The sequence below is a fragment of the Microvirga sp. HBU67558 genome (assembly GCF_018069605.1).
GTDB classification, from domain to species: Bacteria; Pseudomonadota; Alphaproteobacteria; order Rhizobiales; family Beijerinckiaceae; genus Microvirga; species Microvirga terrae.
In genome coordinates, this window is the sequence record NZ_JAGPUP010000443.1 from 1 (window position 1) to 14,268 (window position 14,268).

Genomic DNA, 14,268 nt, shown 5'->3' on the forward strand with positions numbered 1-14,268 from the left:
CTGCTCTTCCATCCCACCCATAGCATCGAGCCGGGCCGCCACTCGCGCCACCCTCGATCATCCTGCAGGCTCGCAGCGCAAGCTGCGGGCCCGCTGGTGCTGGCTCTTTGACATCAGCATCGCCGCAGCCGTCCTGACATCCTCTCACGTCATGGCCGGCCTTGTGCCGGCCATCCCGATCCGGAAGAGCGCCGCACCTCAACCAATCGAGATCGCCGGGACAAACCCGGCGATGACGGAGAAAGGATCAAGGCGGGCCCAAGGATCCGCTTGGTCGACACCTGCCGTTTCTGTGCTCGACAAGCAGGCCGACCTGATGAAGATAGGGTCAGGCGGAACAAGCGGGGAATGCGGGCCGAATGCGACGATCGGGACACGATGACTGCGTCATGGCCTCGGCCCTGGACGGCGGCCCCGCATGCGGGGCCGATCCGGCTCACCCGGATGGCGTGTCGCCCATGACGGGCGTGCGGAGGGCATATCCGCGCGCTCTCGCCTCCTGCGCCCGCCACCTTGTGGCTCTGGCGGTCGCCCTCGGCCTGAGCGGTTGCGCCAGCAACAAGGGCGCCCTCCTGCCCGTGGCCGCGACGGTGCCCGGCGCGAGCACGGTGGACATGCTGGTCGCCACCACGCGGATGCGGGCCAGCGACCCGCAGGAATTCTATTCCGGCGGCCGCGGTCCCGAACTGTCCTTCGCCGAGTTCACGGTCTCCATCCCGCCGGCGGCCAACCGCACGCCGGGCGAGGTGCAATGGCCGCAGCGGAACCCCGGCAACCCCGCAACCGATTTCGTGACCCTCAAGGCCGATGTGATCGACCGGAAACAGGCGACCACCTGGTTTCACCGCACCGTTCGCACCGTGCCGCAGCGGCGCGTGCTGGTGTTCATCCACGGCTTCAACAACCGCTTCGACGACGCGGTCTTCCGCTTCGCCCAGATCGTGCACGATGCCGGAACCCCCGTCGTGCCCGTGCTGTTCACCTGGCCGTCCCGCGGCAGCATCCTGGCCTATGGCTACGACCGCGAGAGCAACACCTATTCCCGCAACGCCCTCGAGACCACCCTGAGGACATTGGCCAGCGATCCGGCGGTCGGCGAGATCTCGATCCTGGCGCATTCCATGGGCAACTGGGTCACCCTCGAGGCTCTGCGCCAGATGGCGATCCGCGATGGGCGCGTCGCCCCTAAGATCCGCAACGTGCTGCTGGCCGCGCCGGACGTGGATGTCGACCTGTTCCGCGAGGCCGTCGTGGACATGGGCCGGTCCCGCCCGAACTTCACCCTGTTCGTCTCCCAGGACGACCGGGCCCTGGCGGTCTCCCGCCGCCTCTGGGGCGATGCGGTGCGGCTCGGGGCGATCGATCCGGATCAGGAGCCCTATCGCAGCGAGCTCGAGACGTCAGGCATCACGGTCCTGAACCTGTCGAAGCTCAGGACCGGCGATCCCCTGAATCACTCGAAGTTCGCCGAAAGCCCCGAGGTCGTTCGCATCATCGGGCGCGAGCTGGCCGAAGGCCAGACCCTGACGGATTCCCGCGTCGGCGTCGGCGACCGGATCATCCAGGTCACGGCGGGCGCCGCGGCTGCCGTGGGCACCGCCGCAGGCCTCGCGGTCTCGGCCCCAGTGGCGGTCGTCGACCCGCGAACGCGCGAGAATTTCCAGGGTCACGTGGAGGGGCTCGGCCAGGCGGTCTCGGGAACGCTCACTCCTTGAGGATATCGGGTCAGGGGCGCGCCGATTCGGGCGCGGCCTCCTCCTGCAGGTCCAACAGGGTTCCGGCATTGGGGCAGTACGCGGCATAATGGGCGGGCGCTCGCTCGTGTTCGAGATCCTGCCGGCACCGGACCGCCGCCGTGCATCCCGAGCAGGTCAGGCTCATGTCGCGCATCAAGGCCGAGTGGATGCGCCTGATCCGGTCGGGATCGAGCGACAGAGCCTCCATGAGACGCGGCAGCTCCTCCGCCGCGCCGGGATCGCGTGCGGCCAGGAGCGGCAGCATGTCGGCCGAAACCCCGATGTCGCGAGCCAGCGCGTCCCTCTGGTCCCGATCGAGGGACTCGAGTTCATGCCGCTGCCTCCAGGTCTCCCGCCATCGCTTGATCGCCGCTCCCGGATCCATGATCGCCTCCATGCTGACCGAAGCCTATCGGATCGGCCCGCCCCGGCATTGATCGAGCGCAATTCGCCCGGGCCATTGCGAAGTGCGGCTTGGACGTGCGGCTTGGAGGCGCAAGGAAGCCCCGGTCCCATTGCGGCCCGGACGCCCTTTCGGCATACCGTCCGTGCAGCAAGAGGGTGAATCGACGCCATGGAGCCGGGAATGAGCAGGGTCGTCTGCATCGGCGGAGCGGCCGTGGACCGCAAGTACCGCGCCTTGGCCACCATCCGCCCCGGCACGTCGAACCCCGTCGTGGCGGAGCGCTCGTTCGGCGGCGTCGCGCGCAACGTCGCCGAGAACATCGCCAGGCTGGGAACCCAGGTCTCGCTGGTGTCGATCGTGGGCGATGACGCCAACGGCCATGCTCTGATCGAGGACCTGAAGCGCCTCGACATCGACACCGGGCACGTGACCGTCTCGGAATCACACGCGACCGCCGAATACGTGGCCGTGCTGCAGCCCGACGGAGAACTGGCCGTCGGGCTTGCCCATATGGCGGTCTTCGACACGATCTCCCCGGCCCTGCTGCGCGCGATCGAGCCCCAACTCGGATCGGGCTGGATCTTCGCCGACTGCAACCTGCCGGCCGAGACCCTGAACGACCTCATCGGCCTTGCGCGGCAAAGAGCCCTCATGCTCGCTCTCGATGCCGTCTCGACCCCGAAGGTGATGCGCCTGCCGCCGGACCTGAACGGCGTTGGCATGGTCTTCCTCAATCTCGACGAGGCGCGGGTCTATCTCAACCGCCCTGAGGTGGCGCCGGAAGCCGCGGCGGAAGCCATGCTCGCCCGGGGAGCGGAACAGGTCGTCCTGACCCTCGGGGACAAGGGCCTCGTCGCGGCGGATTCCTTCGGGATCCGGAAGGTCGCCGCGCTCAAGGCCAGGATCGTCGACGCCACGGGAGCGGGAGACGCGCTGATCGCCGCCACGCTCGTGGCCATGCTGAAGGACATGCCGTTAGACCAAGCGGCGCAGCTCGGCGCCGTCGCCGCGGCCTTGACCGTCGAAAGCCCGGTGAGCGTCCGGCCGGATCTGTCGCTCGCCTTGCTGGAATCCACATTGTCCCTTAGAGCCGGTTCGGTTGTGGAACGGGAGCCCTCATGACGAATGACACCGCCAAGCGCTTTCTCGACATCGCTCCCGAGGTCCAGGCCACCCTGGCTGCGGGCGGACCGGTCGTCGCGCTCGAATCCACCATCATCACCCATGGCATGCCCCATCCTCAGAACGTGGCCACGGCCCGCGACGTGGAGGCGGTCGTGCGCGACAACGGCGCCGTCCCGGCCACCATCGCGATCATCAATGGGCGCATCAAGGTCGGGCTGTCGGACGCGGAGCTCGACTGGCTCGGCACGGCCAGGGACGTGATGAAGCTGAGCCGCGCCGATCTTCCCTATGCCGTCTCGTCCGGACGGCAGGGAGCCACCACGGTGGCCGCGACCATGATCTGCGCAAGGCTCGCTGGCATCCGGGTCTTCGCGACCGGCGGCATCGGCGGGGTTCATCAGGGCGTCGAGGACACCATGGACATCTCGGCCGATCTGGACGAGCTGGCCCGGACCCCCGTGGCGGTGATCTGCGCCGGTGCGAAGGCCATTCTCGATCTGCCGCGGACCCTCGAATATCTCGAGACCCGCGGCGTGCCCGTGGTCGGCTACCGGACGGACCGCTTCCCGGCCTTCTGGAGCCGGGCCAGCGACCTGCCTGTTCCCCTACGGGTCGATTCGCCCGACGCCCTGGCGGACCTCATTCGCACCAAGGAGGCGCTTGGTATCGAAGGCGGCGTGCTCGTGGCCAACCCCGTTCCGGATGCCGATGAAATCCCGGCAGGCGCGATGAAGACCTTCATCGACGCGGCCGTCGCCGAAGCGAAGGCGCGGGGCGTGACCGGCAAGGCCGTGACGCCGTTCCTCCTGTCTCACCTGTTCGAGGTGACGGGCGGCCGAAGTCTCGCCACGAACATCGCGCTGGTGAAGAACAACGCGGCACTGGCCGCGCAGCTTGCCGCAGCCCTGACGCGCTGACCGCCCTACTCCGTTTCGTTCCAGGCCGCCATCGCCTCGAACACGATGGCGTGCCGACGGGCGAGCGCGTCGATATCGGCCGAATAGCCTCCGCCGATCACCGCGACGAGCGGGATCCGGCGGCTGCGGGCCTGCTCGATCACATAGGCGTCGCGCCGGCGCAGGCCATCGTCGGAAAGGCAGAGCCGCCCGAGCTTGTCGTCCCGGTGCGGGTCGACTCCCGCGTTGAAGAACACGAGATCCGGCTCGATGGCATCGAGCAGGCGCGGCAGATGGGCGTGAAGAACCGCCAGATAGGCCTCGTCCTCCAGGGCATCGGGCAGCCCGATATCGAGGTCGCTGGGAATCTTGCGCACGGGATAGTTCTTCTCCGCATGCATCGAGAAGGTGAAGAGATCCGGTTCGTCGCGCAGGCAATCGGCAGTGCCGTCGCCCTGATGTACGTCGAGATCGACGACGAGCGCGTTGTGGATCGCGCCCTCGGCATGGAGCGCCTTCGCCGCGATGGCGACATCGTTGAAGACGCAGAAGCCGGCCCCCGTCTCCCGCTGCCCATGGTGGCTGCCGCCGGCCGTCGTCCCTGAAAGCCCGTGCTGAAGCGCCAGTCTCGCGGCGAGCAAGGTCCCGCCGGCGGATGAACGGGCACGGCGCACCACGCTCTCACTCACGGGAAGGCCGATCCTCCGCTCGATCTCGCGGGGAACGGAACAGGCCAGGACCTGATCCACATAGGCGCGATCATGCGCCAGGGCGATCAGGTCGGCCGGCGCTTCCTCCGGTTCGACGAAGCCGTTCGATGCGAGCCCCATGTCGGCGACCACCTCGGCGAGGCGCCCGTATTTTCGCATGGGAAAGCGATGACCGTCCGGCAGGGCAGCCTGGTAGGCGGGATGAGAAACGATCGGCACCTGCTTCATGTCCCACCCTTTCCGGTCGAAGTCCGTCTATTGGCCGGCCGCTATCGCCTTCTCGGCCAGCATGACGGCGGATTCCTGCGAACGCGCTCCGCAGATGAACCCGCCAGGATGGCAGAAGACGCCATCGGCGATCCCGGCGATCCGGGAAAATTCCTCTTCCTGCAAGCCCCGCCACGCCTCCGGCAGGGACAGTCTCTGGCCGAAGGAATTGGGCTCCGGCGGAACGGTCCGGCAATACCAGGATGTGGTGTCCTCATTCGGGTAGATGATGAAGAGGAGGTCACGCAGCCCGCCCTCGAAGACCGCCTTCTCCCAGGGCAGCTTACGATTGAGAACGATGATCCGCGGGTCCTGCGCCTTCCGGGCGGCGGAGAGCACGGAGGACTGCGCCTGAGCTTCCGCGTGGGCCTGCCGGCAGGCCCGGAACAGGATCCCTCTGGCGAAATCGGCCGCCTCGAGGAACGCATCGTCATAGGACTGATCGCCAGCCCAGGTGGGATTGAAGGCTTCAATCAGAAGCGACAGATGCCCCTGACTGACCGACGCGACGCCGTTGTCTGCCTGGTCGATGGCCAGAACGAAGCCGTTATCGATGTCCTGCCAGACCACGTCCAGCAGATCCTCATCGATCCCCGGAGCCAGATTCGGCAGGGCGTTGCGCCCGAAATCGCGCCAGATCAGGCCCACCGAGCTGTAGGGAGTACCATCGGGCCGGCGCGGGAGATCCCGCATGTGGTGATCGTAGCGTCCGCGGGCGATGTCGTAAACGCCGCCGACGTCGAAGACGAGGTCCGCGGCGTCGATCAAGGCCGTGTCACGGGTCCGGGTGAAATCGAAAGTCCCCAGGGCTTCCCGCAAAATCGAGAAGGCGAAGACATCGTCGGCATGGAATGTGCCGCTGTGGGTGACAACCTTCATTTTACTCGTGCCGACCACCGTCGGCTGCTCCTGACCAGTTCTGCATCTCGATCCGCGATAACAGAGCTACTCGAAGAAGATAAGCTGCTGCAATCACATCCTTTATGCTGACGGGAGGATAGCCTGAATAACCGCTCGATGGCGGCTTGACCTTGCCATCGTGGAAAGGTCCAAGAGTGTCGGGATCTTGAGAAAGGATCCCGATCATGCATCATTTCCACGTGCCGGACATCCATTGCGGCGGCTGTCTGAGAAGCCTTCGGCAGGCTCTTCAAACGCTCGATCCGCAAGCCCAGGTCGAGGGCGACCTGGAAAGCCGCGTCATCGCCGTCGCCACGAGCCGCGACGAATCCGCGATCCTGGTGGCCCTGCACAGCGCCGGCTACGCGGCCCGGGCTCTTTCGCAGCAGGATGCCTGACGGCAAAGCGATCGCAGAGAATCCCGGGCATCCGCGTGCCCAGTCCCGGAGCTTTACCCACTCAACGCGTTTCCTTTTCGCGAGCACCAACGATGAAAACCCATTCTCTTGTCCTGGCCGCACTCTTGATCGCCCTGCCTGCGGCCAGCCGGGCGCAGAGCGCGCACGGAGGCCACACGGGGCATTCCGCGACATCACCAGCGCAGGCCGTGGAGGCCCCTTCCACACAGGGCTACCGCCAGGCGAACGAGACGATGCACCGGAACATGGACATCCCGTTCAGCGGCGACCCGGATGTGGATTTCGTGCGCGGCATGATTCCCCACCACCAGGGCGCCATCGACATGGCAAAGGTGGCGCTTCACCATGCCAAGGACGAGCAAATCCGGAAATGGGCGACCCACGTCATCCGGGAACAGGAGCGAGAGATCGCCGAAATGGAAGCCTGGCTGAAGAAGAAGGGAGTTCGGTAGGCCCGCTCCGTGCCGTCGATGGACCGGGCCTCCACCCGGTCATCTTCATGTCGCTTCATGTGCATATCCCTGCCACGAACGTGCGGGGTCGTGCGTTAGTGGGTATCCCTTGCGGGCGAATGGAAAGGACGAATCATGTTCACGCTGACGATTAGCGACAAGCCTGTCGCCATTACCAATGCCGAAGAGGACGAGGCCCGCGATCTCCTCATGAGCGAAGACTTCAAGGAAGATCTCAAGGTCCTTGAAAGCGAGGGCGCTCCCCTGTGGGACGGCTTCGCGACCCTGAACGTCCGGCCGGCGACCGACGAGGAAAAGACCGAGTTCGAGAACGCGGATTTCGATGACGACGAGGATGACGATGACGAGGAGGAAGGTCCTTACATCATGTTCCTGGTCGATGTGACCGATCCCGACGAAGTGGAGGACGAGGCCTGACCCGTTCCGTCCGGCTGTCGGGCGCTGCCGCTTCGTGATCATCCCGGGCCGGGTCCGCTCCATGCGGGCCCGGCCTTTCGCCGCGGAACATGCCCGGATCGGGCCCGTTGGCACCGGATGAGCTGGCTTGTACAACCCCGCCTCGTGAACGATCCGTTCGGCGACCCGGGCGTCTACCTGGATTTTCGTTACGGCCGCCGGGCGATTCTCTTCGATCTCGGCGATGTCAGCGCCCTCTCCTCCCGTGAACTGCTGCGCGTGAGCCACGTCTTCGTCTCTCACACGCACGTGGACCATATGGCCGGGTTCGATCGGCTGTTCCGGCTCTGCCTTCATCGTCCGCAACCACTGATCCTCATCGGACCGCCGGGCTTCGCCGCGCAGGTCGAACATCGGATCCGCGGGTTCACCTGGAACCTTCTGGATGAGAACTCGGTCGATTTCCGCCTCAGCGCCATGGACTACGACGGCCGACGCCTGGGTCGCGCGGCAGAGTTCCAAGCTCGTGAGGCCTTCGCCCGGCGGGAGGTCGAGCCACCGCTTTTCCTAGAGGGTATCGCCTGGATGGAGGGCGAGTTCAGGATCGAGGCCGTCGCTCTCGATCACGGGATCCCGTCCCTCGCCTTCGCCCTGAGGGAGGTCCTCCAGGTGAATGTGTGGCGAGGCGTCCTGAACGAACTTGATCTCCCGCCAGGACCCTGGCTCAACGAAGCCAAGCGGGCGGTCCGTCTCGGCATGCCGGACGATCATCCCGTTGCCGTTCCGGGTCGAGGAAGCATTCGCCTTGCGGACCTGAAGGGTCAGGCCTTGCGCGTCGCGCCGGGCCAGGCCGTCGCCTACGTCACCGACGCGGCGCCTCATCCCGAGAACCGCGCGAAAATCGTTCAGCTCGCCCGTCGGGCCGATCAACTCTTCATCGAAGCGGTCTTCCTGGAGCGTGATCGATCCCTGGCCCTCGCATCTCTCCACCTGACCGCCCAGGAAGCCGGATCGATCGCCCGGGAAGCGGAGGTCAGATCCGTCACGCCGTTTCACCATTCGGCCCGCTACCTGTCGGAGCCGGGCCTCCTGCGCCAGGAGGTGTTCGAGAGCTTCGGTACGCTCGGCGCGAGCGCGATGCCGGCCTGAACCTCTAATCGGGCCGGAAAACCGCCGCGTGGATCTGTCTGGGATCGGGCCTGCGGCTCGAGCTGAACCGGACCACGCGGTAGCCGCAGGATCTCAGGACCTTGTCGCGCTGCGCATCCTTGCGGGCATCATGGGAGCGATCGTCGAGCTCCACGACCGCCACGACCTCAAGGTCCCGAACGACGACCCAGTCGACGCGGGTGTTCGAAATGCGCTTGAAGGCGATCCAGAAGGCTCGGCTGCCTTCCTTGGCGTCTGGCCGGACGAGCGCCAGGATCGGAACCTGCGGCCAGATCTGGCACTCGGGGCAAGCGGCCAGAAGACGCTGATAAAACTCGCGCTCGTTGTCCGTCATGATCGCAGCACGCCGATAGCGCGGCTTGCGGGTCCAGAGAAGGACCAGAACGAACAGGACGCCCAGCAGGCCTACGCCTGCGAGCCACGACCACGGGAGGTTTTCGATCATCACAATAGACTGCCCCTGCCCTCGGCTCGCTCGAATGTGAACGGCCAGGCTTCATCGTGCCTGTGAAGCATAGCAGCTAGCATGAAACCGAGACGGATGGTCCTGCGTCTTCTTATTGTCGAGTTAAGTCCGCCGGGGAGAGCACAATGGACCTCAGCCGCCGAACCTTCCTGCTTGGAGCCTCAGCCGCAGCCGTCGGCACCGGGCTGCCGAGCCACCCGAGCTTCGCCCAGTCGATGCGGGACATGTCCGCCTACCAGCGCATGTACGCTCCCGTCGATGACCTTTACCCGGTTCCGGGCATCGAGCTGTCGAGGATCAACCCGGCCTACCTGCGGCGTGTCGTCGAGTACCAGACCGCCGAGGCGCCCGGGACCATCGTGGTCGACCCGCGTTCGCGCTACCTTTACCTCGTCATGCGCGACGGCATGGCGGTGCGCTACGGGGTCGGCGTCGGTCGATCGGGGTTCAGCTGGTCCGGATCCGCCGTCATCAAGGACAAGCAGGAATGGCCGGACTGGTATCCGCCCAAGGAGATGTTCGGGCGGCAACCCGAACTGATGGAGCAGATGGGCGAACTGCCCGGCGGTCCCGGCATGCCAGGCGGCCCCGGCAACCCGCTCGGCGCCCGCGCGCTGTACCTCTGGCAGGGCAACAAGGATACGCTCTACCGCATCCACGGGACCTTCGAGCCCTGGACGATCGGCACGAATGTTTCATCGGGGTGCATCCGCATGATCAACCAGGATGTGATCGACCTTTACAACCACACCCCAGTGGGCACGAAGGTGGTCGTCCTGTCGTCGCCATCGGGTCGCCCGAAGCGGAATCAGACGGCGGCCCTGCCCGATTAAGCAAAAAGGCACGGTTCGCGCCTATTTTTGCCATGGTTAACGACCACACGTCGCTTCAAGGGACGCGGGAACCAACGAACCATGGCGCGAATACTCGCCCGATCCGATCGATCGGTTGGCGGATGCAGGTCAGCCCCTGCCTCCGAACGGAGCTGCCTGCCTGGCAGGAAGAGCCTATCCTGTCTGGCTGTCGGCCTCCTGGGAGCTGCCTCCTTCCTCCTCCTGGCGACGGCCCGCATTCAGGACGCTGCCGCGTTCGGAGAGACCCGCACCCTCACCTTCTTTCATACGCACACGCGCGAAAGCTTGACGGTCACCTTCCGCCGGAATGGGGATTACGACTCGGGCGCCCTGCAGCAGCTCAACTGGTTCCTCCGCGACTGGCGGGTTGAGAAGCCCGCGCAGATGGACCCGCGCCTGTTCGACATCATTTGGGAAGTGTACCGGGAATCCGGCTCGTCGCAGCCCATCAACATCATCTCCGCCTACCGGTCGCCGGAGACCAACGGCGCCCTGCGTCGGCGGTCGAGCGGGGTCGCCGAGCACAGCCAGCACATGCTCGGCAAGGCGATGGACATCCGACTGCCCGACGTGGACACGGCCCGCCTGCGCGCCATCGCGATGAAGATGCAATACGGCGGCGTGGGCTATTATTCGTCCTCAGCCTTCGTTCACGTGGACACCGGCAACGTCCGGGCCTGGCCGCGCATGACGCAGCAGCAGCTGGTACAGCTTTTCCCTGACGGGAAGACCCTGCACCTTCCCTCGAACGGCAAGCCGCTTCCCGGTTACGAGCTGGCGAAAGCCGAGATCCTGCAGCGCAATGCGGCTCTCGCCACCCAGGCCTCTGCCGGCAGCGGTCCTTCCATCGGCAATCTCTTCGCCAACCTTTTCGGCCGCAAGAACGCCGCGCCGGCGTCGCAGCCTGAGACACAGGCCCCGGGTCCATCGACGATGGTGGCGTCGGCCGATCCGGAAAGCGTCAGGGAAATCACTCTGGCGGTTCCCCTGCCGCCGCAGCGCCCGCCAGAGATCAAACTGGCGGCCGTTGCTTTGGCGGAGGCCGCAACGGACGCTGCTGAGGCGACCGTCTCACCAGCAAACTCAAGGATCGCTCCCGAGCTTGAAGCCATCATCGGGTACGATGAGACCGCGGCGGCCAAGTCCCTCTTCGATCCGAGAACGGCGTTCCTCGATCTCGGCTTCACGTCGGACACGCGGCATGACCTCAGCGTCACGCGCTTCAGCGGACCCGCGGTCAAACCGCTTCCGGTCGTCGGCGGGCAGGCTCAGGCTGAACTTGTGACGGGTGGCGAGATCAGACGCCCAGCATCATGACGAGGCCGACTAGGAGCACCAGGACCAAGAGCCCCGAGATGACGACGGCCCAGTGCGCAGCCCGCCCACTCGGCCATGCCGTTTTGGTAGCTTCAGACGGCGTTGGACCGGCCTTCTGAAGAGGCGCATTCCGACGCTTCATCTTGGCTGCGGCGGCGCGATCCGGGAACGGAATGATCTCGGCGCTTTTGACAGGTGCCGGGCTGGGCTTGGGATTCGGCGACGCGAGACTGTCGTCCAGCTCGACCGGAACGCCGGTCTCTTCCAGATGCACCACGATGAGGGCAATCTCCTCGGCGCTCATCGAGGCGATTGGAAGGTTGTCCTCAAGATCCTGGTTCGTGAGATGTCCCTGCTCGCGTCCGAGGGCGATCAAACGGTCTAAGGTGGTGCTGTCGAGCGCCGGCTGCATGAGGGCACGACCCTATTGTATCTGTTGGTCGGAGAAGCAGCTCGGGGCCGCTTCGGGGACTTCGCCGAGCTAACGCAACAATAACTCCAGATGTTGCACCTGGAAAACGCCCGAAGTGCGAATTTAATGGCGCTTTAGCCGTAAGTCGAATGTGCTGCGACGGGTGGCTAGTTCTTCGTCGCGCCCGAGGCCTCCTGCAACGCCTCCTTCTCCCGCCTGACCTGTTCCGACAACTGCTCGGCAATGGCGACAAGCTTGCTGGCGGTCTGGTCCTTGCCCTGGAGCTCCACATGGCCGGCGAGCCCGACCGTTAGCAGGGACTCGAAGACCATGTCGGCCGGGATTCCCTTGCGGATTAAGTCGATGGCGACCTTCTGCCACTGATCGGACAACTGTACGCGAAGCTCGGAGATATCGTTGCTCATGGTCCAACCATACATGATCCGGTGCAGGCTGTCCCGTGGACATCCTCGTTTCGGCTCCACTGTCACCAAGCTTACATAGAACCGTTCTAAGGCGCTTGTCGTCCCCGAAGAAACGGAGAAACCGATATGGACGAGCACAAGGGCCGCATTCGCTCGAGCGAACTGGAAGACTCAGGCGATGTCGGAATCAATCCGACGGAAAATCTCACCATGGGCGAGATCGTCGCCACGCGGTTCAACCGGCGTGATCTACTGCGGGGCTCCCTCGCGGTTGCCGCCATCTCGGCGACGGTCGGCACCCGGGCTCTCGCGGCCAACGAGCAGCCTGCCAGGAAAAGCATGGCCGCCTCCTTCGACTTCAAGGAAATCGAGGCTGGGGTTGATCAGACCCACCACGTCGCCGAGGGTTACGACGCCCAGGTGCTGCTGCGCTGGGGCGATCCGATCTTCGCCGATGCACCCGAGTTCGATCCCATGAACCAGACGGCCGAGAAGCAGGCCCGCCAGTTCGGGTACAACACCGACTTCATCGGGTTCATCCCGCTCGACGGCTCGGCCGACCATGGCCTGCTCGTGGCCAACCATGAATACACGAACGAGGAATTGATGTTCCCGGGCGTCGGCATCCAGGACACGAAAGATGCCAATTTCTCCAAGATGACCAAGGATCTGGTCGATGTCGAAATGGCCGCCCATGGCGGCGCGGTCGTCGAGATCCGCCGCGTCGACGGTCGCTGGCACGTGGTCAAGGATTCCCGATATAACCGCCGCATCACGGCTACGACCCCCATGGAGATCACCGGCCCGGCGGCCGGACACGATCGCATGAAGACCTCGTCCGACGCCAGCGGCCGCAAGGTGAACGGCATGATCAACAATTGCGCGGGCGGGGTGACCCCCTGGGGTACCTGGCTCAGCTGCGAAGAGAACTTCAACGGCTATTTCTGGGGCAAGCTCGCGGACGATCACGTCGAGGCGAAGAACTACAAGCGCTACGGCATCGGCACGCCCGCCTACGCGTGGGGCAAGCACTACGACCGCTTCGACCTGACCAAGGAGCCTCAGGAGGCGAACCGCTTCGGCTGGGTGGTCGAGATCGATCCCTTCGACCCGAGCTTCGTACCTAAGAAGCGCACCGCCCTTGGCCGCACCAAGCACGAGGGCGCCGCCGGCATCACCAACGGGGACGGCCGCTACGTGATCTATCTCGGCGATGACGAGCGCTTCGACTATGTCTACAAGTTCGTGACGGCCGGAAAGGTAGACCCCGGGAACCGGGCGGCCAATCTCGGCCTGCTCGACGAAGGCACGCTCTACGTCGCCAAGTACGACCCGGACGGCAAGGGTTCCTGGCTGCCTCTGATCCACGGTCAGGGTCCGTTGACGGAGGCCAACGGCTTCAGGAGCCAGGCGGATGTGCTGATCGAGACCCGCCGCGCGGCCGATCTTCTCGGCGCGACCAAAATGGACCGCCCGGAGGACATCGAGGCAAACCCCCAGACCAACCGCGTCTACGTGATGCTGACGAACAACACCCGCCGCAAGGACGATCAGGTCGACGCTGCCAACCCGCGCGCCAACAACGCGTTCGGCCATATCGTCGAGATGATGCCGGAAGGCGGGAACCACGCCGCAACCGCCTTCACCTGGGAGGTGCTGGTGAAATGCGGCGACCCGTCCGTCGCTTCGATCGGTGCGACCTTCTCGTCGGAGACCACCAAGAACGGCTGGTTCGGCATGCCGGACAACTGCGCCATCGACAGCCAGGGCCGCCTCTGGGTGTCCACCGACGGCAACAACGCCAGGGCAACCGGCCGTGCCGACGGCCTCTGGGCGATCGAGACGGAAGGCGAGAAGCGCGGCACCTCGAAGCATTTCTTCCGGGTGCCGGTCGGCGGTGAGTTGTGCGGCCCCTTCTTCACGCCGAACGACGAGTCGCTGTTCCTCGCGGTCCAGCACCCGGGAGAGGCGGAGGAAGGCACGACATCGACCTTCGAGAATCCGATCACCCGCTGGCCGGACTTCAAGGACAACCTGCCGACTCGCCCGTCCGTGCTGGTCATCACCAAGCAGGGCGGCGGCAAGATCGCCTGAAGCCTGCATGACATCGAAGCACCGAGACGGCAAAGGAGCCCATCGCGGCTCCTTTGTTCTTTCAGGGCACCGGGTCCCATCCTGCGATCATCGTCGATTGTCGGGAGCGGATGCTGCCATCGCGGCAGCGGGAGGAGAGTGGCGCGGGCGACGGGGCTCGAACCCGCGACCTCCGGCGTGACAGGCCGGCACTCTAACCGAC

The 14,268-nt window shown here is 65.3% G+C and carries 17 protein-coding genes; 10 read left to right on the forward strand and 7 right to left on the reverse strand.

Annotated features, from left to right (window positions below):
* Nucleotides 1-458: 458 nt before the first annotated feature.
* Nucleotides 459-1,715 carry an alpha/beta hydrolase gene (locus KBI52_RS05230; protein WP_173945502.1) on the forward strand — a complete coding sequence of 419 codons (1,257 nt, stop codon included), beginning with the start codon at nucleotides 459-461 and terminating at the stop codon, nucleotides 1,713-1,715.
* Between the two features lie 10 nt (nucleotides 1,716-1,725).
* On the opposite strand, the gene KBI52_RS05235 is transcribed toward KBI52_RS05230, so the two are convergent.
* Nucleotides 1,726-2,121 carry a DUF6455 family protein gene (locus KBI52_RS05235; protein ID WP_173945500.1) on the reverse strand — a complete coding sequence of 132 codons (396 nt, stop codon included), beginning with the start codon at nucleotides 2,119-2,121 and terminating at the stop codon, nucleotides 1,726-1,728.
* Between the two features lie 201 nt (nucleotides 2,122-2,322).
* Here KBI52_RS05235 and KBI52_RS05240 point away from each other — a divergent pair, with 201 nt between their 5' ends.
* Both KBI52_RS05240 and KBI52_RS05245 read left to right on the forward strand, forming a co-directional pair.
* Nucleotides 2,323-3,264, forward strand: coding sequence for a carbohydrate kinase family protein (locus tag KBI52_RS05240; protein WP_210805874.1), 942 nt, complete (start codon nucleotides 2,323-2,325; stop codon nucleotides 3,262-3,264).
* A complete protein-coding gene (locus KBI52_RS05245) occupies nucleotides 3,261-4,184 on the forward strand; it encodes a pseudouridine-5'-phosphate glycosidase (protein ID WP_173945498.1) in 924 nt (307 codons plus the stop codon). The genes KBI52_RS05240 and KBI52_RS05245 overlap by 4 nt, the downstream gene beginning before the upstream one ends.
* A gap of 5 nt (nucleotides 4,185-4,189) precedes the next feature.
* Here the strand turns inward: KBI52_RS05245 and KBI52_RS05250 are convergent, their stop codons facing one another.
* Genes KBI52_RS05250 through KBI52_RS05260 form a run of 3 tightly spaced genes read right to left on the reverse strand, consistent with a single transcriptional unit; the run spans nucleotide 4,190 to nucleotide 6,227 of the window.
* Nucleotides 4,190-5,101 carry a histone deacetylase gene (locus KBI52_RS05250; protein ID WP_210805876.1) on the reverse strand — a complete coding sequence of 304 codons (912 nt, stop codon included), beginning with the start codon at nucleotides 5,099-5,101 and terminating at the stop codon, nucleotides 4,190-4,192.
* 27 nt (nucleotides 5,102-5,128) lie between these two features.
* Complete coding sequence (locus tag KBI52_RS05255; protein WP_173945496.1) at nucleotides 5,129-6,019, reverse strand: MYG1 family protein; 891 nt, start codon at nucleotides 6,017-6,019, stop codon at nucleotides 5,129-5,131.
* A 1-nt stretch (nucleotide 6,020) separates the two neighbouring features.
* Entirely contained in the window at nucleotides 6,021-6,227 is a 207-nt protein-coding gene (locus tag KBI52_RS05260) for a hypothetical protein (protein ID WP_173945495.1), read from the reverse strand.
* Between KBI52_RS05260 and KBI52_RS05265 the strand changes: the two genes are divergently transcribed.
* From KBI52_RS05265 to KBI52_RS05280, 4 genes are all read left to right on the forward strand, one after another.
* The gene (locus tag KBI52_RS05265; RefSeq protein ID WP_173945494.1) at nucleotides 6,226-6,438 is read left to right on the forward strand and encodes a heavy-metal-associated domain-containing protein; all 213 of its coding nucleotides are present in this window, start codon (nucleotides 6,226-6,228) and stop codon (nucleotides 6,436-6,438) included. The genes KBI52_RS05260 and KBI52_RS05265 overlap by 2 nt on opposite strands.
* A 92-nt stretch (nucleotides 6,439-6,530) precedes the next feature.
* The gene (locus KBI52_RS05270; protein ID WP_210805878.1) at nucleotides 6,531-6,911 is read left to right on the forward strand and encodes a DUF305 domain-containing protein; all 381 of its coding nucleotides are present in this window, start codon (nucleotides 6,531-6,533) and stop codon (nucleotides 6,909-6,911) included.
* Between the two features lie 135 nt (nucleotides 6,912-7,046).
* Nucleotides 7,047-7,349 carry a hypothetical protein gene (locus KBI52_RS05275; RefSeq protein ID WP_173945492.1) on the forward strand — a complete coding sequence of 101 codons (303 nt, stop codon included), beginning with the start codon at nucleotides 7,047-7,049 and terminating at the stop codon, nucleotides 7,347-7,349.
* Nucleotides 7,350-7,466: 117 nt separating this feature from the next.
* Nucleotides 7,467-8,477: a ribonuclease Z gene (locus KBI52_RS05280; RefSeq protein WP_210805880.1), complete on the forward strand. Its 1,011-nt coding sequence runs from the start codon at nucleotides 7,467-7,469 to the stop codon at nucleotides 8,475-8,477.
* 4 nt (nucleotides 8,478-8,481) lie between these two features.
* Here the strand turns inward: KBI52_RS05280 and KBI52_RS05285 are convergent, their stop codons facing one another.
* The gene (locus KBI52_RS05285) at nucleotides 8,482-8,943 is read right to left on the reverse strand and encodes a DUF2726 domain-containing protein (protein ID WP_173945490.1); all 462 of its coding nucleotides are present in this window, start codon (nucleotides 8,941-8,943) and stop codon (nucleotides 8,482-8,484) included.
* Between the two features lie 146 nt (nucleotides 8,944-9,089).
* Here KBI52_RS05285 and KBI52_RS05290 point away from each other — a divergent pair, with 146 nt between their 5' ends.
* Together KBI52_RS05290 and KBI52_RS33950 are read left to right on the forward strand one after the other, a co-directional pair.
* Nucleotides 9,090-9,797 (forward strand): L,D-transpeptidase, encoded by a 708-nt coding sequence (locus tag KBI52_RS05290; protein WP_173945489.1) that lies wholly within the window; start codon nucleotides 9,090-9,092, stop codon nucleotides 9,795-9,797.
* Between the two features lie 81 nt (nucleotides 9,798-9,878).
* Nucleotides 9,879-11,135, forward strand: a complete 1,257-nt coding sequence (locus KBI52_RS33950; RefSeq protein ID WP_173945488.1) for a DUF882 domain-containing protein — start codon at nucleotides 9,879-9,881, stop codon at nucleotides 11,133-11,135.
* Here the strand turns inward: KBI52_RS33950 and KBI52_RS05300 are convergent.
* Nucleotides 11,116-11,547 carry an RNA polymerase sigma factor region1.1 domain-containing protein gene (locus tag KBI52_RS05300; protein WP_210805882.1) on the reverse strand — a complete coding sequence of 144 codons (432 nt, stop codon included), beginning with the start codon at nucleotides 11,545-11,547 and terminating at the stop codon, nucleotides 11,116-11,118. The genes KBI52_RS33950 and KBI52_RS05300 overlap by 20 nt on opposite strands.
* Nucleotides 11,548-11,714: 167 nt before the next feature.
* Nucleotides 11,715-11,972 (reverse strand): hypothetical protein, encoded by a 258-nt coding sequence (locus tag KBI52_RS05305; RefSeq protein ID WP_173945486.1) that lies wholly within the window; start codon nucleotides 11,970-11,972, stop codon nucleotides 11,715-11,717.
* A 126-nt stretch (nucleotides 11,973-12,098) separates the two neighbouring features.
* Here KBI52_RS05305 and KBI52_RS05310 point away from each other — a divergent pair, with 126 nt between their 5' ends.
* Complete coding sequence (locus KBI52_RS05310; protein ID WP_210805884.1) at nucleotides 12,099-14,066, forward strand: PhoX family phosphatase; 1,968 nt, start codon at nucleotides 12,099-12,101, stop codon at nucleotides 14,064-14,066.
* The last annotated feature ends 202 nt before the right edge of the window (nucleotides 14,067-14,268 follow it).

Coding starts and splice junctions, on each gene's coding strand:
- KBI52_RS05265 (WP_173945494.1), top strand. CDS start 6,226: ATGCATCATTTCCACGTGCCGGACATCCATTGCGGCGGCTGTCTGAGA.
- KBI52_RS05270 (WP_210805878.1), top strand. CDS start 6,531: ATGAAAACCCATTCTCTTGTCCTGGCCGCACTCTTGATCGCCCTGCCT.
- KBI52_RS33950 (WP_173945488.1), top strand. CDS start 9,879: ATGGCGCGAATACTCGCCCGATCCGATCGATCGGTTGGCGGATGCAGG.
- KBI52_RS05275 (WP_173945492.1), top strand. CDS start 7,047: ATGTTCACGCTGACGATTAGCGACAAGCCTGTCGCCATTACCAATGCC.
- KBI52_RS05245 (WP_173945498.1), top strand. CDS start 3,261: ATGACGAATGACACCGCCAAGCGCTTTCTCGACATCGCTCCCGAGGTC.
- KBI52_RS05250 (WP_210805876.1), bottom strand. CDS start 5,101: ATGAAGCAGGTGCCGATCGTTTCTCATCCCGCCTACCAGGCTGCCCTG.
- KBI52_RS05285 (WP_173945490.1), bottom strand. CDS start 8,943: ATGATCGAAAACCTCCCGTGGTCGTGGCTCGCAGGCGTAGGCCTGCTG.
- KBI52_RS05255 (WP_173945496.1), bottom strand. CDS start 6,019: ATGAAGGTTGTCACCCACAGCGGCACATTCCATGCCGACGATGTCTTC.
- KBI52_RS05260 (WP_173945495.1), bottom strand. CDS start 6,227: ATGATCGGGATCCTTTCTCAAGATCCCGACACTCTTGGACCTTTCCAC.
- KBI52_RS05310 (WP_210805884.1), top strand. CDS start 12,099: ATGGACGAGCACAAGGGCCGCATTCGCTCGAGCGAACTGGAAGACTCA.
- KBI52_RS05280 (WP_210805880.1), top strand. CDS start 7,467: ATGAGCTGGCTTGTACAACCCCGCCTCGTGAACGATCCGTTCGGCGAC.
- KBI52_RS05230 (WP_173945502.1), top strand. CDS start 459: ATGACGGGCGTGCGGAGGGCATATCCGCGCGCTCTCGCCTCCTGCGCC.
- KBI52_RS05290 (WP_173945489.1), top strand. CDS start 9,090: ATGGACCTCAGCCGCCGAACCTTCCTGCTTGGAGCCTCAGCCGCAGCC.
- KBI52_RS05240 (WP_210805874.1), top strand. CDS start 2,323: ATGAGCAGGGTCGTCTGCATCGGCGGAGCGGCCGTGGACCGCAAGTAC.
- KBI52_RS05235 (WP_173945500.1), bottom strand. CDS start 2,121: ATGGATCCGGGAGCGGCGATCAAGCGATGGCGGGAGACCTGGAGGCAG.
- KBI52_RS05305 (WP_173945486.1), bottom strand. CDS start 11,972: ATGAGCAACGATATCTCCGAGCTTCGCGTACAGTTGTCCGATCAGTGG.
- KBI52_RS05300 (WP_210805882.1), bottom strand. CDS start 11,547: ATGCAGCCGGCGCTCGACAGCACCACCTTAGACCGTTTGATCGCCCTC.